This window comes from Rouxiella sp. WC2420 (assembly GCF_041200025.1).
GTDB lineage: Bacteria > Pseudomonadota > Gammaproteobacteria > Enterobacterales > Enterobacteriaceae > Rouxiella.
On sequence record NZ_CP165628.1, the window covers coordinates 3,834,504 to 3,860,525 of the forward strand.

At 47.0% G+C, this 26,022-nt stretch carries 21 protein-coding genes; 12 read left to right on the forward strand and 9 right to left on the reverse strand.

Annotated features, from left to right (window positions below; all coding sequences use genetic code 11):
- Positions 1 to 29: 29 nt before the first annotated feature.
- Positions 30 to 623, reverse strand: a complete 594-nt coding sequence (betI, locus tag AB3G37_RS17765) for a transcriptional regulator BetI (RefSeq protein ID WP_009638245.1) — start codon at positions 621 to 623, stop codon at positions 30 to 32.
- Between the two features lie 407 nt (positions 624 to 1,030).
- Between betI and AB3G37_RS17770 the strand changes: the two genes are divergently transcribed.
- A complete protein-coding gene (locus tag AB3G37_RS17770) occupies positions 1,031 to 3,067 on the forward strand; it encodes a choline transporter (RefSeq protein WP_009638244.1) in 2,037 nt (678 codons plus the stop codon).
- Between the two features lie 1,945 nt (positions 3,068 to 5,012).
- Here AB3G37_RS17770 and AB3G37_RS17775 read toward each other — a convergent pair.
- The 4 genes from AB3G37_RS17775 to AB3G37_RS17790 form a co-directional block, all read right to left on the reverse strand.
- Positions 5,013 to 6,104: an endonuclease/exonuclease/phosphatase family protein gene (locus AB3G37_RS17775; RefSeq protein WP_369788653.1), complete on the reverse strand. Its 1,092-nt coding sequence runs from the start codon at positions 6,102 to 6,104 to the stop codon at positions 5,013 to 5,015.
- A 9-nt stretch (positions 6,105 to 6,113) separates the two neighbouring features.
- Positions 6,114 to 7,784: a kdo(2)-lipid A phosphoethanolamine 7''-transferase gene (eptB, locus tag AB3G37_RS17780; protein ID WP_369788654.1), complete on the reverse strand. Its 1,671-nt coding sequence runs from the start codon at positions 7,782 to 7,784 to the stop codon at positions 6,114 to 6,116.
- 236 nt (positions 7,785 to 8,020) lie between these two features.
- On the reverse strand, positions 8,021 to 9,421 hold the full coding sequence (locus AB3G37_RS17785; RefSeq protein WP_369790988.1) for a heavy metal sensor histidine kinase: 1,401 nt from the start codon (positions 9,419 to 9,421) through the stop codon (positions 8,021 to 8,023).
- A complete protein-coding gene (locus tag AB3G37_RS17790) occupies positions 9,414 to 10,091 on the reverse strand; it encodes a heavy metal response regulator transcription factor (protein ID WP_369788655.1) in 678 nt (225 codons plus the stop codon). The genes AB3G37_RS17785 and AB3G37_RS17790 overlap by 8 nt, the downstream gene beginning before the upstream one ends.
- Before the next feature lie 242 nt (positions 10,092 to 10,333).
- On the opposite strand from AB3G37_RS17790, the gene AB3G37_RS17795 reads away from it, so the two are divergent.
- From AB3G37_RS17795 to AB3G37_RS17805, 3 genes are all read left to right on the forward strand, one after another.
- Complete coding sequence (locus AB3G37_RS17795) at positions 10,334 to 10,954, forward strand: hypothetical protein (protein ID WP_009638238.1); 621 nt, start codon at positions 10,334 to 10,336, stop codon at positions 10,952 to 10,954.
- Between the two features lie 110 nt (positions 10,955 to 11,064).
- On the forward strand, positions 11,065 to 11,691 hold the full coding sequence (locus AB3G37_RS17800; RefSeq protein WP_369788656.1) for a cytochrome b/b6 domain-containing protein: 627 nt from the start codon (positions 11,065 to 11,067) through the stop codon (positions 11,689 to 11,691).
- Positions 11,684 to 12,448 (forward strand): molybdopterin-dependent oxidoreductase, encoded by a 765-nt coding sequence (locus AB3G37_RS17805; protein WP_009638236.1) that lies wholly within the window; start codon positions 11,684 to 11,686, stop codon positions 12,446 to 12,448. Before AB3G37_RS17800 ends, AB3G37_RS17805 begins: the two co-directional genes overlap by 8 nt.
- A gap of 131 nt (positions 12,449 to 12,579) precedes the next feature.
- Here the strand turns inward: AB3G37_RS17805 and ompX are convergent, their stop codons facing one another.
- Positions 12,580 to 13,113 (reverse strand): outer membrane protein OmpX, encoded by a 534-nt coding sequence (gene ompX / locus AB3G37_RS17810; protein WP_009638235.1) that lies wholly within the window; start codon positions 13,111 to 13,113, stop codon positions 12,580 to 12,582.
- 478 nt (positions 13,114 to 13,591) lie between these two features.
- Between ompX and rhtA the strand changes: the two genes are divergently transcribed.
- The 8 genes from rhtA (at position 13,592) to glnQ (ending at position 20,284) form a co-directional block, all read left to right on the forward strand.
- The gene (rhtA, locus tag AB3G37_RS17815; RefSeq protein WP_237713113.1) at positions 13,592 to 14,440 is read left to right on the forward strand and encodes a threonine/homoserine exporter RhtA; all 849 of its coding nucleotides are present in this window, start codon (positions 13,592 to 13,594) and stop codon (positions 14,438 to 14,440) included.
- A gap of 157 nt (positions 14,441 to 14,597) precedes the next feature.
- Entirely contained in the window at positions 14,598 to 15,161 is a 564-nt protein-coding gene (locus AB3G37_RS17820) for a fasciclin domain-containing protein (RefSeq protein WP_009638233.1), read from the forward strand.
- 101 nt (positions 15,162 to 15,262) lie between these two features.
- Entirely contained in the window at positions 15,263 to 15,838 is a 576-nt protein-coding gene (locus AB3G37_RS17825; protein WP_009638232.1) for a sigma-70 family RNA polymerase sigma factor, read from the forward strand.
- Complete coding sequence (locus tag AB3G37_RS17830; RefSeq protein ID WP_369788657.1) at positions 15,835 to 16,557, forward strand: anti-sigma factor domain-containing protein; 723 nt, start codon at positions 15,835 to 15,837, stop codon at positions 16,555 to 16,557. The genes AB3G37_RS17825 and AB3G37_RS17830 overlap by 4 nt, the downstream gene beginning before the upstream one ends.
- A gap of 494 nt (positions 16,558 to 17,051) precedes the next feature.
- Positions 17,052 to 17,555, forward strand: coding sequence for a DNA starvation/stationary phase protection protein Dps (gene dps, locus AB3G37_RS17835; protein ID WP_009638230.1), 504 nt, complete (start codon positions 17,052 to 17,054; stop codon positions 17,553 to 17,555).
- Between the two features lie 498 nt (positions 17,556 to 18,053).
- Positions 18,054 to 18,797, forward strand: a complete 744-nt coding sequence (gene glnH, locus AB3G37_RS17840) for a glutamine ABC transporter substrate-binding protein GlnH (RefSeq protein ID WP_009638229.1) — start codon at positions 18,054 to 18,056, stop codon at positions 18,795 to 18,797.
- A 108-nt stretch (positions 18,798 to 18,905) separates the two neighbouring features.
- Positions 18,906 to 19,565 (forward strand): glutamine ABC transporter permease GlnP, encoded by a 660-nt coding sequence (gene glnP, locus AB3G37_RS17845; protein ID WP_009638228.1) that lies wholly within the window; start codon positions 18,906 to 18,908, stop codon positions 19,563 to 19,565.
- Positions 19,562 to 20,284 (forward strand): glutamine ABC transporter ATP-binding protein GlnQ, encoded by a 723-nt coding sequence (gene glnQ, locus AB3G37_RS17850; RefSeq protein WP_369788658.1) that lies wholly within the window; start codon positions 19,562 to 19,564, stop codon positions 20,282 to 20,284. Before glnP ends, glnQ begins: the two co-directional genes overlap by 4 nt.
- A gap of 93 nt (positions 20,285 to 20,377) precedes the next feature.
- Here the strand turns inward: glnQ and AB3G37_RS17855 are convergent, their stop codons facing one another.
- From AB3G37_RS17855 to AB3G37_RS17865, 3 genes are all read right to left on the reverse strand, one after another.
- Positions 20,378 to 22,390, reverse strand: coding sequence for a glycosyl hydrolase family 18 protein (locus tag AB3G37_RS17855; RefSeq protein ID WP_369788659.1), 2,013 nt, complete (start codon positions 22,388 to 22,390; stop codon positions 20,378 to 20,380).
- Positions 22,391 to 22,650: 260 nt separating this feature from the next.
- Complete coding sequence (locus tag AB3G37_RS17860) at positions 22,651 to 22,998, reverse strand: putative holin (protein ID WP_369788660.1); 348 nt, start codon at positions 22,996 to 22,998, stop codon at positions 22,651 to 22,653.
- A 153-nt stretch (positions 22,999 to 23,151) separates the two neighbouring features.
- Positions 23,152 to 25,707, reverse strand: coding sequence for a hypothetical protein (locus AB3G37_RS17865; RefSeq protein ID WP_369788661.1), 2,556 nt, complete (start codon positions 25,705 to 25,707; stop codon positions 23,152 to 23,154).
- Between the last annotated feature and the right edge of the window lie 315 nt (positions 25,708 to 26,022).

Sequence of the window (26,022 nt, forward strand, 5' to 3'; positions counted from 1 at the left end):
CAAGCAACTTGTGCAGGCTTTTCAGTGTTCTAACGGGCGGCAGTCTGCGCCAGCGATTCGATATAACGATGCGTAATTAATAACGCCTCCTGGCGATCGAATGCTTCGTGACTCAGCGCGCTGCGCAACCACAAACCATCAATCAGACCTGCCAGGCCTTTCGCTGCCAGACGCGCCTCGTGATGAGGTAAAAAACGTCGAAATTCGACGCAAAGATTCGAGTAGAGCCTTCTGCTATTCACCTGCTGTAAACGATACAGCTGCGGGTGATGCATGCTCGTGGCCCAAAACGCCAGCCAGGTTTTCATCGCCGGATCGTTGGTTTGCCCTTCATCAAAGTTGGCTTGGGCAATCGCCCGCAGCCGCGCAGTCGGCGAATCATCGTTTAAGGTAGCAAGCCTTTGCTTGACGCTGTCGCCAAGGTGACTGAGCAAATAACGCATCGTCGCCTCAAGCAGGCCATTTTTGTCACGAAAATAGTGACTGATAATGCCGTTCGATACGCCCGCCCGACGAGCAATCTGGGCAATCGAGGCATCGTGCATGCCAACTTCATTCACGGCGGCCAGCGTCGCGTCAATCAACTGCTGTCGCCGAATCGGCTGCATTCCAACTTTAGGCATGGACTCCACTCCTGAAAAAGGCGTTTCGAAACGGCCATTTTGCGGGCTGTTTCAATGTTAATGAACGCCGTAACTGCCCCTATTAAACTTTTTTTTGATTGAACGTTCAATAAAAAATGCATATATTTTATTACCGGTTGGTAACCAGTTTGGGCAAAAAAGTGCTTAAAAAAGTTATCAATTGATTGAAAAACAATAAGTTTAAGGAATTATTTCCCTAAGCTTACTTTTTGGTAGTGATTGGAATTTATAGCCAGTGTACTCAGCGGATCTCCTGTCAGGACAAATATTTTGCCGATGCAAAAGCAGTCCTCGGTGTTCTTGATATGCGCTAAGGCGCGCTGCTTTTGCGTCCAATCGCTTACCTGTTTTTTGTTTTTTTTTACTTCTGATAAAACGGGAAAACGATGGCTTCTATCGAACTTTCGGATAAACCTAAAGACTCGCTAAACAAGGTGGTGTTTTTTACCTCGGCAGGATTGATTCTGGCCTTTACGCTGATGACCATTTTCTTTACCGATATCTCTGGAAAAGCAATTGGCGTGGCGCTGGAATGGGTATCGGCCACTTTCGGTTGGTATTACATGCTCGCCGCCACCTTATACATTGTATTTGTGGTGTTTATCGCCGCCTCGCGCTTTGGCTCGATCAAACTCGGGCCAGAACAGTCGAAACCTGAATTCTCGATGATGAGCTGGGCATCGATGCTGTTTGCCGCCGGTATCGGCATCGACCTGATGTTCTTTTCAGTGGCCGAACCCGTGACGCAATATATGCTGCCGCCCGAAGGTCAGGGGCAGAACATTGCTGCGGCCAGGCAGGCGATGGTTTGGACACTGTTCCACTACGGCCTCACCGGCTGGTCGATGTACGCCTTGATGGGCATTGCATTGGGTTATTTCAGCTACCGCTATAACCTGCCGTTGACTATCCGCTCCGCGCTGTATCCGATTTTTGGCAAGAAGATCTATGGTCCGATCGGTCACAGCGTAGATATTGCGGCAGTAGTCGGCACCATCTTTGGCATCGCAACCACCTTGGGTATTGGGGTGGTGCAGCTTAACTACGGCCTGAAAGTCTTGTTCCATATTCCAGAAAGTCTGGGGGTACAGGCGGCGTTGATTCTGCTGTCGGTGATTATGGCTACGGTTTCTGTGACCTCTGGCGTGAACAAAGGCATCCGCATCCTTTCGGAGCTGAACGTCCTGTTGGCGCTGGGTCTGATCCTGTTCCTGCTGTTCTTCGGCAATACTGAATTTCTGCTCAATGCTCTGGTGCTGAATATTGGCGACTACATAAATCGCTTTATGGGCATGACACTAAACACCTTTGCGTTTGATCGACCAACGCAGTGGATGAACAGCTGGACTCTGTTCTTCTGGGCCTGGTGGGTTGCCTGGTCGCCGTTTGTCGGGCTGTTTCTGGCGCGTATCTCTCGTGGCAGAACCATCCGTCAGTTCGTATTGGGTACGCTGATTATTCCATTTGTGTTCACGCTATTCTGGCTGTCGATTTTCGGCAACAGCGCGCTTTACCAGATCCTGCATGGTAATCTGGCATTCGCCAATGAAGTGATTGCTCACCCTGAGCGCGGCGTTTACAGCCTGCTGGCACAATACCCTGGCTTCACTCTTAGCGCCTCGGTGGCAACTATTACCGGCTTGCTGTTCTATGTCACTTCAGCGGATTCGGGTTCACTGGTGCTGGGTAATTTCACCTCCAAGCTGGTCGACATCAATAATGATGCGCCAAACTGGCTGCGCATTTTCTGGTCGGTGACCATCGGGGTTCTGACTTTGGGGATGCTGATGACCGACGGTGTTTCGGCATTGCAGAACACCACGGTGATCATGGGCCTGCCGTTTAGTTTTGTGATCTTCTTTGTGATGGCCGGGCTGTACAAGTCGCTGCGCCTTGAGGATTTCCGCCGCGCCAGTACGCAGCAGAACTATGCACCCGCCACGCCGTCAACCGGAGATGCGGCGCTGAACTGGAAGCAGCGTCTGTCACGAGTGATGAATTTCCCGGGCACCACGCACACGCAGAAAATGCTCGATATTGTCTGTCGCCCGGCAATGCAGGAAGTCGCAAATGAGCTTGAACTGCGCGGCGCCAAGGTTGAATTCTCTGAGGCGCAAGCGCTGGAAGATGAAAAGCTCAATCATCTGGAGTTATTGGTCAAGCTGGGCGAGGAGCAGAACTTTATCTATCAGATTTGGCCACAGCGCTATGCCGTGCCGGGCTTTACTTATCGTGCTCGCTCGGGGAAATCGCACTATTACCGCCTGGAAACCTTCCTGCTCGAAGGGACACAGGGTAACGATCTGATGGACTTTACCAAGCATCAGGTGATCAACGATATCCTCGACCAGTACGAGCGACACCTGAACTTCCTGCATATTAATCGGGAAGCCCCGGGGAATACTCTGACGTTTCCCGAGTAGCGACTCGGGGGCGCTTTAAAGAGGGTTTGTGCGCCGCACGGGCTGGTGTGCTGCGGATAGCTTTAGGTGCAGCGCACAGCTTTTAACTTAAAATCTATGCGCTTCGCTTACTGGGCTGCGGCCCAGACCGCCTTAAGGGTGGCCCTTGGGCCGCCACCCTTAAGAATCCCCGGCCCCTTTTCTTGTGACCAGATTGGTGCAAAAAAAGTAGATCGTTTCAGAAGCCTTCGTGCGTGGCGTTGGCCACGGCCCTGCGGGCTGCCTTCACTCAGTCGGGAGCCAAAAGCGTCTCCCTTTCCTTCGCTCAGCGTAGGCCTGAGGCCGCCAATGGCAGCTAAAAAGAAAAACCGGCAACTCTACGGCGGTCAACGCTACGCTTGATGCTGCGCATGGCCTTTAGCTTAACTTCAAATTCAAATTCAACTTTAACTTCATGAACTTCATGCGCTTCGCTTACTGGGCTGCGGCCCAGACCGCCTCAAGGGTGGCCCTTGGGCCGCTACCCTTAAGAATCCCGGGCCCCTTTTCTCGTGACCAGATTGGTGCAAAAAAAGTAGATCGTTTCAGCAGCCTCCGTGCGTGGCGTTGGCCACGGCCCTGCGGGCTGCCTTCACTCAGTCGGGAGCCAAAAGCGTCTCCCTTTCCTTCGCTCAGCGTAGGCCCGAGGCCGCCAATAGCAGCTAAAAAGAAAAACCGGCAACTCTACGGCGGTCAACGCTACGCTTAATGCTGCGCATGGCCTTTAGCTTAACTTCAAATTCAACTTCAACTTCAACTTCAAATTCATGCGCTTCGCTTACTGGGCTGCGGCCCAGACCGCCTTAAGGGTGGCCCTTGGACCGCCACCCTTAAGAATCCCCGGCCCCTTTTCTCGCGACCAGATTGGTGCAAAAAAAGTAGATCGTTTCAGAAGCCTTCGTGCGTGGCGTTGGCCACGGCCCTGCGGGCGGCCTTCACTCAGTCGGGAGCCAAAAGCGTCTCCCTTTCCTTCGCTCAGCGTAGGCCTGAGGCCGCCAATAGCAGCTAAAAAGAAAAACCGGCAACTCTACGGCGGTCAACGCTACGCTTAATGCTGCGCATGGCCTTTAGCTTAACTTCAAATTCAACTTTAACTTCATGCGCTGCGCTTACTGGGCTGCGACCCAGACCGCCTCAAGGGTGGCCCTTGGGCCGCCACCCTTAAGAATCCCCGGCCCCTTTTCTTGTGACCAGATTGGTGCAAAAAAAAGTAGATCGTTTCAGCAGCTCCCGTGCGTGGCGTTGGCCACGGCCCTGCGGGCTGCCTTCACTCAGTCGGGAGCCAAAAGCGTCTCCCTTTCCTTCGCTCAGCGTAGGCCTGAGGCCGCCAATGGCAGCTAAAAAGAAAAACCGGCAACTCAACGGCGGTCAAAAGCCGATCTCACAAAGATAGGTCTCTTAGGTTTGTTCGAGACTAAATATAACTTTTGATTTCGTTTCTGAATTAATAAAACCGATGTTCGCAGAATGTCACCTTCAAAAGAAAATTTTTGCCAGAAGAAAGGTCTTTTGATCTCAGCTTAGGTTGCCGGTTTTTCTTAGATAGACCGAATTGGCGGTCTCGGGGCGGCGCTGAGCGAGGGAGAAAGACGTTTTTGGCTTTCGAACGAACGAGGGGACCGCGCAGCGGCGCGACCAACGCCACACACGGTGGCAACTGAAACAAACTCATCGTCTGGTGCCGTACAGGCAAGCGACACCAAAGGGCGCGGAGATGCAAGAGGGCTCGCCCTGGAGACCTCTTGCCCGGTTCCGGCGCGGCCGGTTAAATATCCATTAAAATTAGTGAACCGGAAAAACTCCTCGGTGATCATTGACCTTAAAAAGCCCGTGCGCAGCACCTAAAGCCCATGCGCAGTACACAAGCCGTGCGCAGCACAAAAAAGTTGCCTTTAGATTCCAAATCTAAAACCGCACTCTGTTCGGTCTAACAGAATTCAGCTTGATGAACATCCCGGCTTTTAATCCCCGCGTTTTCCATTTTTTCACGAGCTTCCTCTATGTCGCCCTGCTCTATCTCAAGCTTTTGCTGCGTCTTTCCTTCCTGCGGATTTAGCGCTAGCTCCACCATGATCGGGAAGTGATCCGAACCCATCGGCTCAAGGCGTTTCAGGTCGATTAGAGTGAATTCTTTACTGTGAAAAACGTGATCCAGCGGCCAGCGGAGCACCGGATAACTGGCGTGGAAAGTGTTAAACATCCCTCGGCCACGGCGCGGGTCCAGCAGACCACTGATTTTCATAAATAAACGTGTAGTGCGCGACCAGGCCACATCGTTAAGATCGCCAGTAACAATAGTGGGATACGTTGCCCGCGCCGCCGTATGGCCAACCGCAATGAGCTCGCCATCGCGGTTGGTGGATTCGTCATCTTCCGTAGGGCTAGGCGGCATCGGATGCAAGCAATGCATCACAATTTCCTCGCCCCCCTGCAAACGCACTCGAAAATGCATCGAAGGGATCCCCTCTGCTACCAGATACTGAATTTTCGACTCAATCAGCGGCAAGCGCGAATAAACGTGCATACCATAGAGATTTTCCAGCGGACATTTGAGAGTGTATGAATAATTCGCCTCCAGCGGAGACATTTGCTGTTCCCACCACAAATCAGTTTCCAGCAGCACCACAATATCCGGCTGATTTTTTTCAATAATCTTCAGTAACTTTGCCGTATTGCGATTAGTCATCAACACATTGCAGTTGATGAGTTTGATACGAGAATGCGTGGTGTGCGGTGTCTTTTTGACCTGAATTTTTGCCAGCCCTGTGTACGGGAAAATCCACCAGCTTTGATAAAGAGTACAGCCAAGCGCCAACAGCACGATAATCCACGCCAAAGGCCCACCGCCGGGCAGGAAACACAGCTCCAGAATTAAAAAAATCACCGATAACACCGCCATTTGCAGGCGCGGGAAATCCCAAACTCTGACCCACCAACGCTGGTTACGCGATAGAGGCAATAGGGTTAATAACGTCATAATCAGCGTGAGAATCGCTACCACAAGACGTGCATTATCCATTTATTCTTCTCAATTTGATCCCGTTGTTTGCACATGACACCAATTATGCTGATCCACCACGCCGCCATCAGGTGAGGAATAGCCTATACAACCTAATATACTGTCGAAAAGTTTCTCATGATAGGCCGGTGTTTTATTCTTCGCCATCAGTTGTAGCTGTGCAAAACCCTGACGATTCTGATCGTTAGCCAAAAACTTGTCTGAAGCCCATACCATGATCGGCACTTCTCTCTGCTCGATAGGCGCACGATCGCGTGGTGTTCCGTGGAAATGCATATTTTTCGATACGGATTCCCCATGGTCAGCAGCATAAAATACGACAGCATTTTTATCGCGTAGTTGATTCAGCACCTGCTCGAGGAAATAGTCGGTATAAAGCAGCGAGTTGTCATAAGAATTGATCATCGCTTGCGTAGAACAGGAATTATCTATCCCCATACACTCCGGCTGGTAGCGGGCAAAACTGCGCGGATATCGTTCAGAATAAAGATAGTGCGAGCCTTTGGTATGCAGAATGATGAGATGCTTGCCATCAGGATGATTGGCGATAGAGTCTTTCATCTCATTAATTAGCAAAATATCGTCAACGGGTTTACCGGTATTGCGCTTTTCGGAACCAATAGTTTCCCGTAAAGAGTAAGAATCAGCATTGGTTTTGTTGTAAAACCAGGCCTCGCTTTGCATGGAATAGAGGTCTGAGCTGAATCCTTGTTTTTTAAGTAACGAGAAAACGTTCATCTCTTTCAAAGTGCGTTCCGGATTATCCTGAGTCCCTCCCATTCGTACAAACATACAACGCAGGGAAAGCTTGGTTGCTGTATCACAAGAATAACCTTGCAGCGCGGCCAGATTTTTTTCTTTATCGAGGTTGGGAGTATTGTCCCGCGCATAACCATACAGACCCATGTGGTCGCGCCGGGCACTTTCACCAATGACAAATACGACATACAAATCTTTAACGTCTTTGGGCGGAACATAGGTGAAATGTTTTGCCGGATCGAACAGATTTTTCGTGTCTTCAGATTGGCTGTAAGCGCTATAGGCAAAAAGTCCCAGTGCAGAAAGCCAGTTGGATGGCGAATAGGTTGCGGCAACCACCCCGCCATAACTCGCCATCATGCGATTATCAAGGCGATCATGGGCCTCTTGCTTGTGCTCCATCCACTTCAATGGCATCAAACAAGCCAGACCACTAACAAGCAGCAGTCCTCCTTTGAACAGCAGTTTTTGCCAGGTAGTCTCACGCAAGGCAGAACCGGGCATTTTGCCGCCCCACAGTACAATAAGCGGGATTAGACTGCCGATAAGGGTCCAGAGGAAAAAGTGAGAGCCTACCGACTCTTTCGAAAGGTCTATAGAGTCAAAGGCCAGGGCTGATGCGAGAATACCGTAGCCAATATCGACATTAAAAACAATCATATAGTAGCCAGCGGCGAGCGAGCCGACCACGACAAAACTCATTAATATCCGATAGAAAGTTTTGCCGGTTAAGGACACAAGCGTGGTAATGAAGTAAACCAGAGCAAATGCGGCAATCATCTCAACCATTAGTGCCTGGGTATTGGCGTAATGGACTTGATGAAAACGACGATAGAAAATAGGTAGGTTAAGTATTATTCCCAGGTATAACGCAATAAAAAGTGAAATCTTCTGTTGTATTAGTGCTTTTAATTTATACATCAATCAGTAATGACTCTTTTAAGGATTTGATAGCGAATACAACTCGCTCATTCCGAAGTCATTGCCCAGAGAGCACAAAAAGACAACGGATTACTCTATCAGACCCTAGGATTACAGAATCATTCTGCTTCTGTTCATGACTAAAACAAAATAATGTTACGAACTTTACGAAAAACCTATATATCAATGAGATAAATAAGCACAAAAAAACAATTATTTTGTATGTTTTAACTAAATTAGTTTTGCTGACGCGGAAACGAAAGAGTAAAACGCGTTTTACCGCCGGCCAGTGAACTAACCTGAACGCTACCATGATGCAGCGCCATAATAGCCTGAACGATAGATAATCCCAGCCCGTTTGAACTTCCGCCTTCGCTGCGAGAAGGGTCGGCGCGATAGAAACGGTCAAACAGTTTATCAAGCTTGTCGGCTGGAATGGCTGGGCCGGCGTTGTCGACATTTACCAAACTACTGTCCGGCTGATGATCCACCGAAACCTGTACCTCACTGTTTTCGTTACCGTAATTGATGGCATTGGCAACCAGATTACTCAAGGCACGCTGGAAAAGCAGCGCATCGGCAAACACCACGCCCTCGCCCTGGCAGTGCAACCGAATCCCCCGCTCCTCGGCCAGACCTTCAAAATAGTCAACCACGCGCAGCGTTTCATTCGCCATCGACAATGGCGTGATAGTCAGCACTGAGCGGGCATGGGAAGCGCGCGCAAGAAACAGAATATTTTCCACCATCCGTGAAATGCGCTCCAGCTCGCCCATATTATTAGCCAGCAGCGTTTCGTATTCTTCGGTGCTACGAGTCTGATAAAGCGCAACCTGGCAATGCCCCATCAATGCGCCTACCGGCGTGCGGATCTCGTGGGCCAGATCGGCAGAAAACTGGTTAAGCCGCTGATAACCCTCCGCCAGTCTGTCCAGCATCTCGTTGAATGAGTGAATAAGCTGCTGCAATTCCAGCGGTGCTCCTTCTTCGCTCAATCGGGTAGATAAACTGGTCGGGTGAATTTCGGCAGCTTCCTGCGCCATTTTCTGCAACGGCCGCAGCCCGCGACGGATAACGATATAGCCCAGCCCGGCAATCAGCACATAGGCCAACAGCACCGAGGCAATAATTTCCCAGCGAAAAGCCACCAGCATCCGAGTTTCCCCAGCCATGTAATGCCCTGCCAGAATCTCCACAGTTTGGCCATTTCTCATCCGCACGTCGGCTGCGGCATAGCGCACCGGTATATCATCCATAGCCAAAATATGATGAACACTTTGTAAAGTGAGATCCTGGCCATCAGCGACAGCAGCGACCTCAGGCAACACGATATGACCGGGATTAACATTGATGATCGGTGACTGCCCCACCAGTTTAAAGCGCAAAATATCCTGCTCGTTGCCAAGCATGTTTTCGAATAATCCAGGATTTTGCGTCAGCTGCGTCAAAGGAAAGCTGTTACCCAGCAGTTGACGGAAATACTGCACACGACCCGCAACCTGATAGTCGGCACGGCGCACCATCTCTTTTTCCATCGCGTAATAGAGATAAAAACCTACGCTGCTGACCACCAGAGCGGCTATCAAGGCAAACAGCAAGGTTGAACGCAGGGTTAGTGAAAAAGTCGGTTTACTCATAATCACGTACTTCGCAGACATAGCCGATACCGCGAACGGTATGGATCAATTTCACATCATAAGGACGGTCAATTTTACCGCGCAGGCGTTTCACCGCCACATCAACCACGTTGGTGTCGCTATCAAAGTTCATATCCCAAACCTGTGAAGCAATCATGGTGCGCGACAGCACTTCGCCCTCGCGGCGCATTAATAAATGAAGCAGCATAAATTCTTTGTTTGTTAATGGGATAACCGTTTCCTGACGCGTCACTTTACGCCTCAGGACATCAAGATGCAGGTCAGCCAGCGAATAAGTGTCGGACTCACGCACCGTACCGCGTCGCAGCAGGGTACGCACGCGAAGCATCAGCTCGGTGAATGAAAAAGGCTTCACCAGATAATCGTCAGCGCCCAGCTCAAGGCCGCGGATCCTATCCTGCACTTCATCGCGAGCAGTGAGAAACAGCACCGGTACTGCGCTTTTCTTGCGCAACACTTCCATCACCTGCCAGCCGTTTAGCCCAGGCAGCATCACGTCGAGGATAATCGCGTCATAGCCCTCTTCCAGCGCCATAAACAATCCGTCGGCACCGTTTCGCGCCAAATCTACGCGATAACCCGCCTCACTCAGCCCCTTTTTCAGGTAATCGCCAGTGCTGACGTCGTCTTCGATAACCAGTATCCGCATTAGTGCCTCTGTTCACTGCTATTCTTAATAAAGTCTATCAGTTCTGTCAGAAACCTTTGATGACAATATTGTCATCAACTTGTCATCAGCAGGTCCCTGTTTGTCGTTCACTCTTACTATTATTAGTAAACAGAGTTAAACCAAGTAGCTGTTTTTCTTGGGTGATGCATTACCTGCTCTTTCCTCGATGGAACGAGCTTTGACTTCCTGTCAGTTTCTCATACGAAAATTTGGAGAGTAATATGATTAAGTCCTCACGCCTTGCCGGTCTGCTTTTATCTTCGCTGCTGATGACCAGCGGTGCTTTCGCAGCAGATGCCAGCAACGTTATCAAACCTACTCGTGGCACTATCGACTCAGTGACGCCAACGTCTCTGGTTCTGACCACCCGCTCTGGCGACAAGCTGGACGTTAAATTGACTGACCAGACTAAAATCACTCAGGTTACCGAAGGCAAACTCACTGATATCAAGGCAGACAGCTTTATCGGTACTGCGGCAGTTCCTCAGGCCAACGGCACGCTGAAAGCGCTGGAAGTTCACGTTTTCGCACCAAGCCTGCGCGGCAGCGGCGAAGGCTTTAACCCGTTTGAATCTGCCGATGGCAAAATCAACACCATGACTAACGGCACCGTCGGCAAGCTGGTTAACAGCAATGGCCGCACCCTGACCGTTAAATATCAGAACGGCGAAAAAACGGTAATCGTTCCAGATAATGTTCCAGTAGTTCTGCTGGCGCCGGGCGATCGTAGCCTGCTGAAAGCGGGTGCTCACATCGTTCTGTTCCCGGTTAAAGATGCGCAGGGCGCACTGGCAGCTCGCGGTATTGCAGCCGGTAAAGATGGCGTAACCCCACCGATGTAATTTGGCTTTTGTCATTGATAACTAGTTATGATTAACAGCTTCGGTCCGCCTCCCTCACGTGTCTGCGTTTCAGGGCGGATCGAAGCTGACCTCCCTCCAAGGACACTCTGATGCGTAAAAAAAGAATCCATCCCTGGCCGGTGAGAGTTTGTCATTGGGTCAATCTGCTGGTGATGATTGGCATGGTGATGAGCGGTTGGGGTATTTATAACGCCGACCCCATTTTCAGTTTTACTTTCCCGCAAAGCGCCACGCTGGGCGGCTGGCTGGGTGGCAACATTGGTTGGCATCTGGCGGTGATGTGGGTATTGGCAGCCAATGGGCTGTTTTATGTTCTCTGGGGGCTGTTTAGCGGTCACTTTAAACAACGATTTTTTCCGTTTACTCCCTCCTCCGTATGGCATGATTTTGTCGGCGCTTTGCGCCTGCGTTTGTCGCATAAATCAAACCAATACAATGCGGTGCAAAAGCTGATGTATGTTGGCGTCCTGCTATTGGGGCTGTTGCTGGTGCTTTCTGGGCTGTCAATCTGGAAACCGGTGCAGTTCAGCGGACTCGTTTATCTGATGGGTGGCTTTACCATTGCCCGTTACGTTCATTTTTTTGCGATGAGCGGCATTATGCTGTTCGTTATTGTTCACGTTGTCATGGTGTTACTGGTGCCTAAAACCTTGCCTGCCATGATTACCGGCGGCAAAGCCGTGGCAAATAAACCAGGAGACAGCGCCGATGACTGATGAAAAAAAGCGTCCAAAAATCATCCTCGAGCCGGATCAACGCAAACAGTTGGTTAATATTCAACGCCGTCTGATGATTAAATCCGGCCTGACTCTTGGCGCAGTTTCCATGCTTACCGGCTGTAACATGCAAGACGGCGATGAAGTCGATAAAGTGTTATGGGCCATGTCGCGCTGGAATGATCGGGTTCAGGGATGGCTGTTCAGCGGGCAAAAGCTGGCACAAACTTATTCAGCAGACCAAATTACCAAACCGTTTCGCTTCAATGCTTATTATCCCGAATATAACGTTCCGGAAATCGATATTCCCAACTATCGGCTGGAAGTCTCGGGCAATGTGCAAAAGAAGGCGCCATGGACGCTGGAGCAGCTGCAGCGCTTACCGCAAAGCAGTCAGATCACTCGACTTATCTGTATTGAAGGATGGAGCGCAATTGGGCAGTGGAGCGGCGTGCCGCTGAAAACTTTTCTGGAAAACATCGGCGCCGACCTGAACTGCAAATATGTCGGTTTCAAATGTGACGACCGCTACTATTCCAGCATCGATATGGCCACGGCTTTGCATCCACAAACCATATTGGCGCTCGATTTTGGCGGTAAACCGCTGCCACCGGACTTTGGCTATCCTTTGCGCCTGAGAATGCCCACCAAGCTCGGTTTTAAGAATGCCAAACACATCGGAGCGATTTTTGTCACAGATAATTATCCGGGTGGATATTGGGAAGATCAGGGTTATAACTGGTATAGCGGGATTTAAAAGGCGGTTTCAAGACTGTCCAGAACAGAAATCATAGAACGCCAGAATAGAAAAACCGCCCCTGAAGGCGGTTTTTTTTCGAAGCTGGATGGTCGGTATTATTATAACTTAAGACCATCAAGTTTCGGCAATTAGAAGCGGTAACCAACACCAGCGATCCAAGTACCAATGTCAACGTTTTTAACACGGCTCTGCTCGTAAGAGAAGTCCAGTGCAACGTTTTCGATTGGGTTGAACTGCAGACCAGCGCCGTAAGCTACGCCACCGTCAGTGTGACGATTTTTTTCACGGTCGATAGAAGAAGCATTACCAACCTGTTCGAATTTACCAACACCCATACCCACTAAGCCATAAGCACTGACCCAGTCGTTGATACGGTAAGATGGACCTACGGTTACGCCGTAGTACTCACCTTTCTGGTAGTCATTCTCAACAGGTGAATGTGATTTGTTAAGATAGGTCAGGGAGCCAACAACGCCCCATGGGGTGCTTTCGAACTCGTAGCGGTATTTCAAGTTGAAACCTTTCGCTTTGTTCACAACACCTTGCGCATCACCCTGTGCATAACCTACAGAAACAGTGCTGGTGTTATCAACCGCAAACGCAGTTGAAGTGCTTAAAGCTACTACGCAAGCTAATGCGGAAAGACATGCAATTTTTTTCATAACCACCTCAAAAAAGGGAACCAAATTAACCTTCACCATTAAAATATAACAAAAAGTTCCGTGAAACTCTGCCTCGAATAAGATGTCCAATGCATCAAATGGTGTAACAGATAGTTTCCAACACCACTTAACTTGTTATAATTTAACGACTTTATTGACTAAAAATTATAAGACAAACTTATTGAACTTTTTCATATTAGCAGATAATTCTTAATTATTTGGATAAATATTCATCACTTACTGAGTAAAATTGTCCGAGTTTGGCCTTAGTCACCAATTTTTTTTACAATCTGCCCACACTAATACTCCAAAGATTTTGTCTTGCCAGTACAATGACGGCGTTGATTTGCTCTCTTTACCATGTATGGACACAGAATCTTTGAAAAATAATTCTTTAGAAAACCAGACAGGTTCTTCAGCGCTTGAAGAGACTGCGCTCAGTTCTGTAAAAGTTCACCATCCGCTGATTGCCGTCGCGATGATCCTCATAGCTATGCTCTCTTTACAGGGAGGAGCCGCTTTGGCGAAGTCTTTATTCCCTCTGGTTGGTTCTCAGGGAGTGACGGCGCTGCGCCTCGGCATGGGATCAATTATTCTATTGGCTTACTTCAAACCCTGGCGCCTGCAGATGCGCGGCGGCAATATTCGCTCGCTGCTTATTTACGGGCTGGCGCTGGGTTGTATGAATTATACCTTCTATTTGGCAATTCGCACGGTGCCGTTGGGAATCGCAGTGGGTTTGGAATTTACCGGGCCGCTGGCGGTGGCGATGTTCTCCTCGCGCAAGCCCGTTGATTTTGTCTGGGTGCTGCTGGCGGTAGTCGGATTATGGTTCCTGCTGCCAATTGGACACAGCGTTTCAGGCATTGATCTAACCGGGGCCTGCTTTGCATTGATAGCGGGCGCTTGCTGGGCGGTTTATATTCTGGCGGGTCAACGTGCTGGCAGCAGCTATGGTCCTGGAACAGCTGCCCTGGGTTCAACCATTGGCGCATTGATATTCTGCCCCATAGGTATCATGCAGGCGCACAGTGGGCTGTTTAGCCTGGAAATTCTGCCTATCGGTCTGGGTATCGCCCTGCTCAGCTCCGCCCTGCCATACTCGCTGGAAATGATGGCGCTGACTCGGCTACCGGCCAAGACTTTTGGCACGTTAATGAGCATGGAACCCGCGATGGCGGCATTTTCCGGCATTTTGTTTCTTGACGAAATTCTAACCCCGACACAATGGCTGGCGCTGGTCGCCATTATCGCGGCTTCGGCGGGTTCTACGCTGACCGTGCAGAAGAAGAACAAAATTCGCGCTATTAAAGTTGATCCGCAGTAAACCTTTGCGTAACTAAGATAATGAAATCATGAGATTGCAAAAAAGATCGAAAATAGTTCATATATTTCGATCTTTTTTGCATCCAAAACGCAGGGTTGATTCGTATGTATTGATGTCAGGCAAACATCTTACCGACTCAACCTTAAAGGATTACATCATGAAAACATTTATCCGTACCGCTCTGTGTGCTTCAATTTTGTTCAGCACCGCGTCAATGGCGGCAATGATGTCAGATAACACCACCATGGTGGGTGGCGCTGCAATGTACCCGTCAAAAAATATCGTTGAGAACGCCGTCAATTCTAAAGATCACACCACGCTGGTTGCCGCTGTGAAAGCCGCAGGCCTGGTTGATACACTTTCCGGCAAAGGTCCTTTCACCGTATTTGCGCCAACCAACGCCGCCTTCGCCAAATTACCCGCGGGTACCGTAGACAGCCTGGTCAAACCTGAAAACAAGGCAATGCTGACCAGCATCCTGACTTATCACGTAGTGGCCGGTAAATATGAAATGAAAGATTTAGAAAAATTGCTGAAAAAAGGTGGCGGCCACGCAGAACTTAAAACGGTAAACGGCCAGGCACTATGGCTGATGAGTAATGGCCCACACAATATTCAATTAAAAGATGCTAAAGGCGACATCGCCAATATCAGCACTTATGACGTAAATCAAAGTAACGGTGTTATCGATGTTATCGATACAGTATTAATGCCTAAGTAAATTCAGTCTCCTATAATAATAAGCGGTATTCCCGTTGGAATACTGCCGGGGGAATGCAGTACCGCCGGTGTGCTGCATTCTCTAGTATTCAGGAAGAACGAATGAAAGACAGCGCCTTTGAAAATCCACCCGGCGATGGTGAACTGCATAAGCAACTGATGCAGGCCATGGCTAAAGGGGACCGTCAGGCTTTTGAGCAACTTTACCGTTTAACCTCCCCTCGCCTCTTTGCGGTTGCATTGCGCATGCTGCGCCGACATGCCTGGGCCGAAGAAGTCCTGCACGATAGCTATATAACTGCCTGGAACCGGGCATCTACCTATAATCCTTTGCTCAGTTCACCGATGACCTGGCTGACGCACATTGTGCGTAACCGCTCGATTGACTGGATGCGCGGCAGTGACAATCAGCTGCTGGAGCTGGAAGAAGGAGCAGAGGAAAGTTTAAGTGATGAATACAGTCAACCGCTTCGCCGTCTGCAACAGGACAGCGACGCGAAAAAATTGGCGGAATGTCTGGGGCATTTACCCTCCGAACAAAGGCAAAGCCTGGTGTTAGCTTACTACCAGGGACTCTCGCATGGCGAAGTTTCCGACCACTTGCAACAACCTCTTGGCACGATAAAAAGTTGGATCCGTCGCGCCCTGGAACACTTAAAGAGCTGCGTGGGCCTATGAAAAACAGACGCGAGTATCGCGCCGCGCTGTCGGCAGAATATGCACTGGGAACGCTTCGCGGATCAGCACGCCTGCAGTTTGAACAGCAGATGTTGCAAGACCCGGAGCTGGCAGCAGAAGTTGCTCGCTGGCAGGAAGCCTTTGCCCAGTTGGATAACCATCTTGACCCTGTAGTGCCGCCCGAGTCAGTTTGGAAACGAATTCAGCTCCAGTTGCCACCCAAACCGTTGCCGCTTGAGCCGACGTTAGAGCATTCTTTAGCGAGCCAAAAATCACGCTCCCGCTTTAACCGTGCCTACATTGGCTGGGCGGTCGCGGCTTGTCTGGCTGCAGTGCTGCTCGTACCTAAGCTGTGGGAAACCTCCGGTTTGAAAAATACAGCGACAACCCCAGTTGCCGTACTGGCCAATAGCGGAGCAACACCCTCAGCTGGCCAATGGGTTGTCATGGCGAGCAACACTTCCCATCAGTTAACTATTACCCCATTGCATGCGGCTCAGGTCGCCAGCGATCGCAGTCTGGAACTGTGGGTAATACCGGCAGGGGGTAAACCAAAATCTCTGGGACTCGTGAGCAGTGAAGCACCGACAGCGCTGGCGCTTAATGATATGCAGGCGAATGGCGGTTCGACATTGGCGATAAGCCTGGAGCCTAAAGGAGGCTCGCCGACAGGGCAACCGACCGGCGACGTGTTATATAGCGGTCGCATAACACTTTGATTAATACCTTACACTTTAGTTAATACCTTATATAAAGGAGGGCCTCGGCTCTCCTTTAAAAAACCTGCACAACATCCGCCTATTATTAGAATAATTATTCATCAAAACTACAGAATAGTCTTAATAATAAAAATTTCATGAATTTAAATGCCAATAAAAATAAATACCATTTAGATTAATGGATTATTACAGGATTTTCTTACAACAAAAAACTCCTTTTAAATCAAAAAAATGAAAATAATTTCTTGGCCAAAGGTTGATATTTACCACTTCAACCCTTAAGTTATTTATTAACCATATGGGAATGGGTTTACAAAGTTTAAAATTTCGTAGCGATGAGGGCAGTAAATATTGACTTAACAAAAATGCCATTGAACGTTATTAGTTCTAGGCTATAGGATTGATAGGTAATATTTTCCTGCGTTATCGCCAAAGCTTGCTATACTTATTTCCGTGAACAAAATACTAACTACTCACTGAAGAGGATATTAATGATGAGTACCGCTAAACTGGTAAAAACGAAATCTTCAGAGCTTCTTTATACACGCAATGATGTTGACGAAAGCACCAAGCTGGAAACCATTAAGGTTTTGAACAAGCTGGTAGTGGAATTTGTGGATCTGTCCCTTATCACCAAACAGGCTCACTGGAACATGCGCGGAGCCAACTTTATTGGCGTGCATGAAATGTTGGATGGTTTCCGTACTGCCATCACTGACCACCAGGATACCATCGCAGAACGTGTGATTCAGCTGGGTGGTACAGCATTGGGTACCGTGCAAGTGGTTAACGATAAAACGCCATTGAAAAGTTATCCAACCAATATTCACTCTGTACAGGAACATCTGAAAGCACTGGCCGAACGCTATGCCATCGTGGCCAACGATACGCGTAAAGCGATTACTCAGGTGGAAGACGAAGATACTGCTGATATATTCACAGCCGCTTCGCGTGATCTCGATAAATTCCTGTGGTTTATCGAAGCGAATATCGAATAGTTTAACTGCGACGGTTTTTGATGATCACTGTTTGAAATAATCATCAACAATCAATGGGAAGCTTAGGCTTCCCATTTTTTTCACCTTTCAATTAGCATAATCTCCACTTAACCGCACCAATTTCGAGCATTAATTCCCCACATTGCCCTACGCCTCGTTTTAACGCACACTGCCCGCCCCAGAAAATGGCGATAAATCGTCTTTGCAAGGATATTTGTTAGCAGAAATGCGCACTAAATGTTTAAAAATGTTAATAAATGCGCAGTTTTGAGACAAAAATTAGTTTAGCCTAGCGTTTCGCACCATAAAGGATCTTTGCGAAAACAACCAGCACCATAAAGGTGCAATACGCGGTGTACTTTACCATTTCATGCCGCCAACAGGAAACTAACCCATTGAATTTAAAGATATGTGAAAATGTGGTATAACTTTTGCTTATCACCCCACGTAACTATAAAAGGGTATGTATTCCCATAGACAATTAAAGGAATTGCACTTATGAAGTCGATGTTAAAGGTTTCTCTGGCCGCACTGACGCTGGCCTTTGCAGTAAGCTCACACGCAGCACAAGAAAAACTTATCGTTGCTACAGATACCGCATTCGTTCCTTTCGAATTTAAACAGGGCGACAAATACGTTGGTTTTGATATCGACCTTTGGGCTGCACTGGCAAAAGAAATGAAAGTTTCTTATACCCTCAAGCCTATGGACTTTGACGGTATCATCCCGGCTTTGCAGACCAAAAACATCGACTTGGCTCTGGCTGGTATCACCATTACCCCACAGCGTGCGCAGGCTGTTGATTTCTCTGATGGTTATTATACCAGCGGTTTGATCACCATGGTGCAGTCAAGCAATAAAGACATCAAAAGTACCGCTGACTTAAACGGTAAAGTGATTGCAGTCAAGAGCGGCACCAGCTCTGTCAACTACATTGCTTCTAACCTGAAACCTAAAGACGTTCGCCAGTTCCCGAATATCGACAGCGCCTACATGGAATTGGGTACAGGCCGTGCTGACGCAGTATTGTTCGATGCACCAAACATTCAGTACTACATCAAAACTGCCGGTCACGGTAACTTCAAAACTGTAGGGCCGGCTGTTGCAGGTCAGGACTACGGTATTGCCTTCCCGAAAGGCAGCCCAATGCGTGACAAAGTTAACGCCGCGCTGAAAACTCTGCGCGCCAACGGCACTTATGCAGCTATCTATAAAAAATGGTTCGATGCAGAACCTAAATAATCGAAGTATTGCGATATAGAGCCTACCGTCAACGTTAGAAACTATATCACCGGCCCTGAGTGAATTTCGCCAGGGTCGGCTTGTTTTTGTTTATCAGGAGATTAATCCATGCAGTTTGACTGGAGCGTTGTTTGGGCCGCTCTTCCTATCCTTCTTGAAGGCGCCAAGATGACCCTGTGGATTTCTATCCTGGGTTTAGTGGGCGGCGTAATTATCGGCGTCACTGCGGGCTTCGCGCGCGCATTTGGTGGAATGATCAGCCGTAATATTGCTCTGGTATTCATCGAGCTTATTCGCGGTACTCCAATTGTTGTTCAGGTAATGTTTATCTATTTTGCCTTGCCAATGATGATCAGCGGATTGCGTATCGATCCCTTTACCGCTGCCGTGGTAACTATCATTATCAACTCCGGTGCCTATATTGCCGAGATTACTCGCGGGGCCGTGCAGTCTATCAACCGTGGCTTTAACGAAGCTGGCCTGGCGTTGGGGCTTTCCCGTCGTGCAACGCTGCGTTACATCATCATGCCTTTGGCCCTGCGCCGCATGTTGCCACCGTTGGGTAACCAATGGATCGTCAGTATCAAAGATACCTCGCTGTTTATTGTTATCGGCGTAGCGGAACTTACTCGTGAAGGTCAGGAAATCATTGCCGGTAACTTCCGCGCGATGGAGATCTGGAGTGCTGTTGCCGTTATCTATCTGATCATCACGCTGGCACTGAGCTTTGCGATGCGCCGCTTAGAACGCAAACTGAAAATTTTATGATTGAATTTAAAAACGTTTCCAAACACTTTGGCAAAACCCAGGTGTTACATAATATCGACCTGAACATCAAACAGGGCGAAGTCGTGGTCATTATCGGCCCTTCAGGCTCAGGTAAATCTACCCTGCTGCGCTGCATCAACAAGCTGGAAGAAATCACTTCCGGTGACTTGATAGTCGATGGGCTGAAGGTTAACGACCCTAAAGTCGATGAGCGCCTTATTCGTCAGGAAGCGGGCATGGTTTTCCAGCAATTCCATCTGTTCCCACACATGACTGCACTTGAAAACGTCGCCTTTGGCCCGATTCGCGTGCGCGGTGCGAGCAAGGATGACGCACAAAAACTGGCAAAAGAGCTGCTGGCTAAAGTGGGCCTTTCTGAAAGAGCGCACCACTACCCTTCCGAGCTTTCTGGCGGCCAACAGCAGCGCGTGGCGATTGCCCGTGCGCTGGCAGTCAAACCTAAGCTGATGCTGTTTGATGAGCCAACCTCGGCGCTGGATCCAGAACTGCGTCATGAAGTGCTGACCGTCATGAAAGATCTCGCGGAAGAAGGCATGACAATGGTTATTGTGACCCATGAAGTCGGCTTTGCCGAGAAAGTGGCGTCGCGCCTGATCTTCATTGATAAAGGCCGCATCGCCGAGGATGGTCCTCCGGCCGAGTTGATTGCCAACCCGCCAAGCGATCGTTTACGCGAATTCCTGCAGCACGTTTCCTAAGAAAAAAGGCCTCGAAAGAGGCCTTTTAGCATTTATCATCAATAAGTTAGAGGTTTTAGGGCTCTAGTGCCAGTACTCGACAGTTTTCAGTAATTACACTGTTTCATTCCACAATGTAATCGCAACCCCCGGTATCCAGCCTGAGTTAGAAGTATGCGGATTGATACAAATATATTTAACTCCCGCATAAATGACTTTGTCACCTTTACTGTAAATATGGCCGCTCACTACCCATGCCGGATAATCTTTAGGCGTTGGGTCAGGTTTCACATTTTGCGATTTAACTACGGTAAGAACGAAGTATTGCTTTTCTGCCGCTGCGCCTTTTGCATCTTTTACTACCAGCTCAAAAGAAAAATCAGTTGCCGCGGAAACTTCAGGCGCTTTGATTTCAATAACGTCTGCTTTGGTATCAGCGCTGACAATGCCCGCTGGCAGAGTCCATTGATAAGACAACTTATCGCCATCTTCATCGCTAGAGGCCTGCGCTGATAATTGCACAACCGATCCTGAAGTCACTCGCAGAGCAATATGCCCTTTAGGCGCATGATTGGTTTTTTCTGTTTCATCAGTCTGATCGGGGTCATCTTTGCCATTTTTGGCATCAACATTGATGCCCTCGAAATAGAAAGGCTTCATATCAATGACTTGTGTTTCAATCTTGCAGCCCATTCCTTCTCTTGCGGCATTAACCAGCAGACCGTTGTCCTGATCGATTGTCCAGGTAAAAATAGCCCCCAGGTTATGTTTCACAACATACTCACCCTTGGCTTTTACTGTACGTGGGGTATCGATGGACAAAAACAGTTTGCTCTCCGGGCTATAGAGATAATCGGCATCAGCAATTTGATCGGTATAGACATTAAAGCCGTTACGACCACATTGCTCTTCAAGATCCAGATAGTTATAAAGTATATCTGCCCAAACTGTACTTCCCGATTCCAGGGTTCCCGTCGTTGGCGTTTTTTGGGTATCATATAAACCCTTCAGCGGCGAAAAACTCTCAATTTCGGCATTTTTAGCATTACGCGAATATCCAGCATAGCCAATATTAATCCGCTCAGAAGGAATACCCTGCGCGATAAGATAATTAATAACTGTATCGACAGAATCGCCTTCAGGCTCTTTTGGCATCAGGTTAGTATGATGGTTTAATTCCAGCGCCCACGGTGTGCCAAAGAAATCGTAGGTCATCAGATTGATGCCATACAGACCAACGGCCAGTAATTCTTTAATTTTAGAATGAGCAATTTTTGTCACGACTGCTGCAGCCGCAATACTAATTTTAACGTCAGAACGGCCAGCTGAATCTAACTGCTCACGCAGTTCTTTAATTAACACAACATAGTTATCTCCATCTTCCGGGCCAAAGGGATTCTCATTACCTTTGTCATTAGGGTATTCCCAGTCAATATCAATTTCGCTGAACATGGGGAACTGTTTAAACAGCTTGACCACCCCGAGAGCAAAAATTTTACGACTTTGTGAGCTAGCGGCGAGTTCGTGAAATATATTGCTCATCGTCCAGCCGCCAATACTCATGGAAAGAGCCAGCTCATGACCCAGTTTTTTGGCTTTTTGCTGGAAATCACGCAACCCGCCAAGTATTCCCTTAGTGTCTTCCTGTGTCACAGTGGCAATGTCAATTGGTCGCCAATCCTCAGGCTGGTCGCAGTTACGGTAAGATTGGAAATCTCCCCAAGGGTCTAAAAATAGAGGCTCAAACTTGTTTTTATTTTGTTGTGAAGCCGCAGCGTTAATTGCGTTTTTCTTCTCTCCCTGATCGCCCAGAATACCGATAAAACCAAAAATGATTTTATCAAAAGCCGTTGGAGATAAATTAGCCAGATCATATCCTGCGCCACGATCACCTTTATCGAACTTGTTATCTAATCGACCATCATATTGTGACCAGTCAGTATAATAGCCAAAGACTTTAGGTTTACCCTGAACCTGGTATTTATTATAAACATGTTTCATGACTCGACTTGAAGTATAGCTGTAATTACCAACCTGGGTTTTAGGATCAAAGTTATCCATTTCATACGCTTTTTCTGTATGCACATCTTTTTGAATCAGTAAACTGTTAACTACTTTATCGTTCATTTAATCTATTCTCTTTTATATTCTTAGATAGTATTTTATTTACCAACAGACATATTCAACTCTCTGCCGTGGCGTGTTTAAACTAACCCTATTGTGTCAATGCGTATATTTCAAAAAGTGGAACACAACTTACAAAAAATGAAGGAAGCTATATATGATTAAATCGAGCCATTCAAAAAACCGGACGATATTAATAAAATTAAGAAACCATTAGCGTATAAACTCATCTTTTATAATTGATATTTTTATTTGTGAAAATCTCAACTCTTCTTAAAAAGAGAAACAAAATCGTTGATGTTATTGCCGATGGCTTTTAATATTTTCATACACAGCGCGGCGGAAATCATGGCACCAAAGGACGTTTCAGCGACAACAGAACTTGGGGTTATTGCCGAAAGGAAATTGGCCGCAAACTCCGCTGATATAACGCCAAACATAAACGAAATTATAAATAAAGTTATCTTTCTTGACTTGGATTGAAACTTCCCTGTATACACATAGTAAATTGCCCCAGTCGATGCCCCCATAGCAACACCGAATCTAGACATTAAATGTAAATTTAAATAAGATAACATATGATTTAATATCATAATAAACGTATGGTTCACTTTATTACCCCGTTAGCCGACAGGAATTTCCCGACCTGAATTTAAAATACTCACCCCTTAATTTTAAAATCATACTTGCACTTTTCCACCATTAAACCAGAGGCAAATAAACTGCGGTTCTCTGCCTCTGATTTATTCAATTATTTATAAAATTTATTTTAATGTGTCACTGAAAGTTAGTGGTTGATCGCGGTAAGCATTTAGCCTGTCACCCACCCAAGCAGTATCAGCGGCGGTACAACTTAATGGTGGAACAATACCCAACGTACAGCCGCCACCTAGCAGAACGGCGAAAATTCCCTGTTTTGCAAAATCTTTATAACCAGGTTCAGAGACGTCGAATTTGCCTTTGCGCGTATACATGTGCTCAGGCGTTGCGCCTACCTGTGCCGCAGTGGCCGGAGCATATTTGTGAAAGTCAAACTCAAGAATCGTCGGGTGAATATTTTTTACGTCAGAGCCAAGCGCGGCATCGCCAAACAAGTAGTTAGCGCTAGAGCCCCAATGCTGCTCCTCAAAATTATCGGTCACATAATCTGTTTTTAAAGGCGTGCGGCTGGCAGGAATTTGCCAAGGCATTACAGGGCAGTTAAGCTGTTCGCTAACTTCAGCACAAAAATCATAGAATCGACGCCATTCATGCGGGCCATAGCAATAGCTATTAACATAAGAGCGAATAGTTAAGTCATCAGCCTCATAGCGGTCAATAGCCAAGAAATCCGGGCAATAATCCCCACTATAGACCTGCAAGGATTTAAGGTAATCTGCGGTATCCTTCCCTGCTTTTTGTGGCGTCATAGAACCTTTATTATCATAGATCCATATAGAACTTCCGACTCCCCAAAGATTAATTTGCCAACCAAACGTAACTGATGGAGCAATGGTGCAAGCCAACCAGTTAACGCTTTGAATATACCCCCCCACATTATCTTCAATAGCTTCAGGGATTGCCAAATCGATATTCCAGTGCTTTAGCGCATCGCCCAACGGACTGCGAACAGGCATTGGGGTTTCTCTGGTAATTTTGTTTTTTTGGCACTCACCGAGAAAATCAGGATTTACAATAAAACCGGCTGGTACGGGATGTGCAGCATCCTGTTTATTTTGCGCCGTAGTTAATGCCAAAATAAAATTACCAAAACAGTGCATATGAGCATCTTTGTTACTAAGACCCGATATACCACCGCCGGATAATTGCACTGTGTAGGAGATCATGACGGGTAATACATTTCCGTCAGCAGGTAATTCATTTTCTATGGTGCGCGCTAAATTAATCGAATTGACGGTAGCATCATCCTTGGCAAGAAACTCATTAGGGTTGCCATCTCCGCCAGTACCTGCATATTTAAATATTGAAGAGGTGCGCGCATGAACCAGTAAGTCTTTATTATTGCCTTCAAACGTAACACACCCGCCAAAGGAGAGATAGTCAGGAAAACCACGTACTGATAAATTAGCCGAAGGTTTTATTTTAATGTTAAGTATGTTTTCAGAAGTACTGCTTACGACCAGTGACTCATAACTTTTAACGACATACAATACTTTATTATCAATAAAGTTTTCGATAATCACTTGGTAGGAGCCCGGCATCACCGCTAAAGGAAATATGATAGTTTTATTATTAACTTCAATATCCTGGACGTAATTCATTTCATCTGATAACAATCGGACAGTGATTTTCTTCTCAATGTCGATTTTGGTACTCACTTTGATGCTCAATTTTTGTAAAGAGGTTTGTTTTACGTCAGTGCACTCCATCATATCATGCGTAATAACATGGCTAATCAGATTACTGTTTAGTTTCAATGTTGGAACATTAAACGAGATTTTTTTATTATTGAGTTTAAAAGGGGTAATATGTGTGGATAAATCACCTTCAGGACTGATGTATCGAACATCAGTCAACTTTCCGGCTGCTGTATCAAAATTATATGTTTGATCTCTTGTTTTAAGGGTTACATGTATTTTTTCGTTACCCACTTCTTCCACTTGTTCAATTTTGAAGTCTACTGCGCTGAAATAATTTACCTTCCCAAAAGTGACATCGACCTGTGATAGTTCTCCAACAATAACATCTGCCAAATTAGGAGTAGCAACAACTGAAACAACAGCGGTACCATCCTCATTTTCGAGGGTTTGACCTTCTATTGCATACCTACCAGATAGTAAGCTGGCCTGCTGCTCTTTTCCTGGGTTTAATTCAAAGTTACGGATAATTTCCCCATAACTTAATTTTAATATAGGCCTTAAATTATTCAGTTTTTTCGTATCCGGTGAAGTAGCACAATTAAAGATAATTGTTCCTTCAGTTTTGGGAAAATCATCCGCGATGATATTTATTTTTTTACAACAAGCCGGAAGCATGTCAGGCAGAATTGACGTCGTAGCATTTGGTGCTTCAAAAGGAATAGTAATATGATCTTTTTCTGATATAGAAAATTTTTGGCCAGATGCAGGCTTTAAAGTAATCATTATAGAAACATTCTTATCATCAATAGGTTGATTTTTAACCTCACTGCTGAATCCCACCCAGGGCACAGTACTAATCTGTAATGCCGTGCTCGCAGGTACGGGTGCAATAAAATGAAAAGACAAAAAGGATTCTGCATTAACCGCCGAGCCATCATCGTTACGGATATTAGATATAACGAGGGTGCCATAATAATTAGTGATTGAGGAGTCAACGCTTGCGTCATAAAGAATAGTCATAAGTATTTTCCAATTAATGAAATTATATTTTGTGCAACATTCTTATTGCATAGACACAATGCCACTCACATCAAATTCGTGATATTTCAATTAGTGTTGCTCATATTCTAACAATTGAAATGTAAGATTATAAATATTTATGCCATATTTACCCTTCTCTAAGGCCAAAAGTGATAAACCTTGCAATAGCATCATCCACAATTGAAAGCACGATTCATAATTAGCCAGTAAATATAAAGCAAATTAATTATTTGATTAACAATTAATAAATTGAAAAAGCTAATAAAACAATCATCGCTCAATATAAAACCACCA

Excerpts from the sequence above, each read along its gene's own strand:
- betI (WP_009638245.1), bottom strand. The coding sequence starts at position 623 with ATGCCTAAAGTTGGAATGCAGCCGATTCGGCGACAGCAGTTGATTGAC.
- AB3G37_RS17770 (WP_009638244.1), top strand. The coding sequence starts at position 1,031 with ATGGCTTCTATCGAACTTTCGGATAAACCTAAAGACTCGCTAAACAAG.
- AB3G37_RS17775 (WP_369788653.1), bottom strand. The coding sequence starts at position 6,104 with ATGGATAATGCACGTCTTGTGGTAGCGATTCTCACGCTGATTATGACG.
- eptB (WP_369788654.1), bottom strand. The coding sequence starts at position 7,784 with ATGTATAAATTAAAAGCACTAATACAACAGAAGATTTCACTTTTTATT.
- AB3G37_RS17785 (WP_369790988.1), bottom strand. The coding sequence starts at position 9,421 with ATGAGTAAACCGACTTTTTCACTAACCCTGCGTTCAACCTTGCTGTTT.
- AB3G37_RS17790 (WP_369788655.1), bottom strand. The coding sequence starts at position 10,091 with ATGCGGATACTGGTTATCGAAGACGACGTCAGCACTGGCGATTACCTG.
- AB3G37_RS17795 (WP_009638238.1), top strand. The coding sequence starts at position 10,334 with ATGATTAAGTCCTCACGCCTTGCCGGTCTGCTTTTATCTTCGCTGCTG.
- AB3G37_RS17800 (WP_369788656.1), top strand. The coding sequence starts at position 11,065 with ATGCGTAAAAAAAGAATCCATCCCTGGCCGGTGAGAGTTTGTCATTGG.
- AB3G37_RS17805 (WP_009638236.1), top strand. The coding sequence starts at position 11,684 with ATGACTGATGAAAAAAAGCGTCCAAAAATCATCCTCGAGCCGGATCAA.
- ompX (WP_009638235.1), bottom strand. The coding sequence starts at position 13,113 with ATGAAAAAAATTGCATGTCTTTCCGCATTAGCTTGCGTAGTAGCTTTA.
- rhtA (WP_237713113.1), top strand. The coding sequence starts at position 13,592 with ATGATCCTCATAGCTATGCTCTCTTTACAGGGAGGAGCCGCTTTGGCG.
- AB3G37_RS17820 (WP_009638233.1), top strand. The coding sequence starts at position 14,598 with ATGAAAACATTTATCCGTACCGCTCTGTGTGCTTCAATTTTGTTCAGC.
- AB3G37_RS17825 (WP_009638232.1), top strand. The coding sequence starts at position 15,263 with ATGAAAGACAGCGCCTTTGAAAATCCACCCGGCGATGGTGAACTGCAT.
- AB3G37_RS17830 (WP_369788657.1), top strand. The coding sequence starts at position 15,835 with ATGAAAAACAGACGCGAGTATCGCGCCGCGCTGTCGGCAGAATATGCA.
- dps (WP_009638230.1), top strand. The coding sequence starts at position 17,052 with ATGAGTACCGCTAAACTGGTAAAAACGAAATCTTCAGAGCTTCTTTAT.
- glnH (WP_009638229.1), top strand. The coding sequence starts at position 18,054 with ATGAAGTCGATGTTAAAGGTTTCTCTGGCCGCACTGACGCTGGCCTTT.
- glnP (WP_009638228.1), top strand. The coding sequence starts at position 18,906 with ATGCAGTTTGACTGGAGCGTTGTTTGGGCCGCTCTTCCTATCCTTCTT.
- glnQ (WP_369788658.1), top strand. The coding sequence starts at position 19,562 with ATGATTGAATTTAAAAACGTTTCCAAACACTTTGGCAAAACCCAGGTG.
- AB3G37_RS17855 (WP_369788659.1), bottom strand. The coding sequence starts at position 22,390 with ATGAACGATAAAGTAGTTAACAGTTTACTGATTCAAAAAGATGTGCAT.
- AB3G37_RS17865 (WP_369788661.1), bottom strand. The coding sequence starts at position 25,707 with ATGACTATTCTTTATGACGCAAGCGTTGACTCCTCAATCACTAATTAT.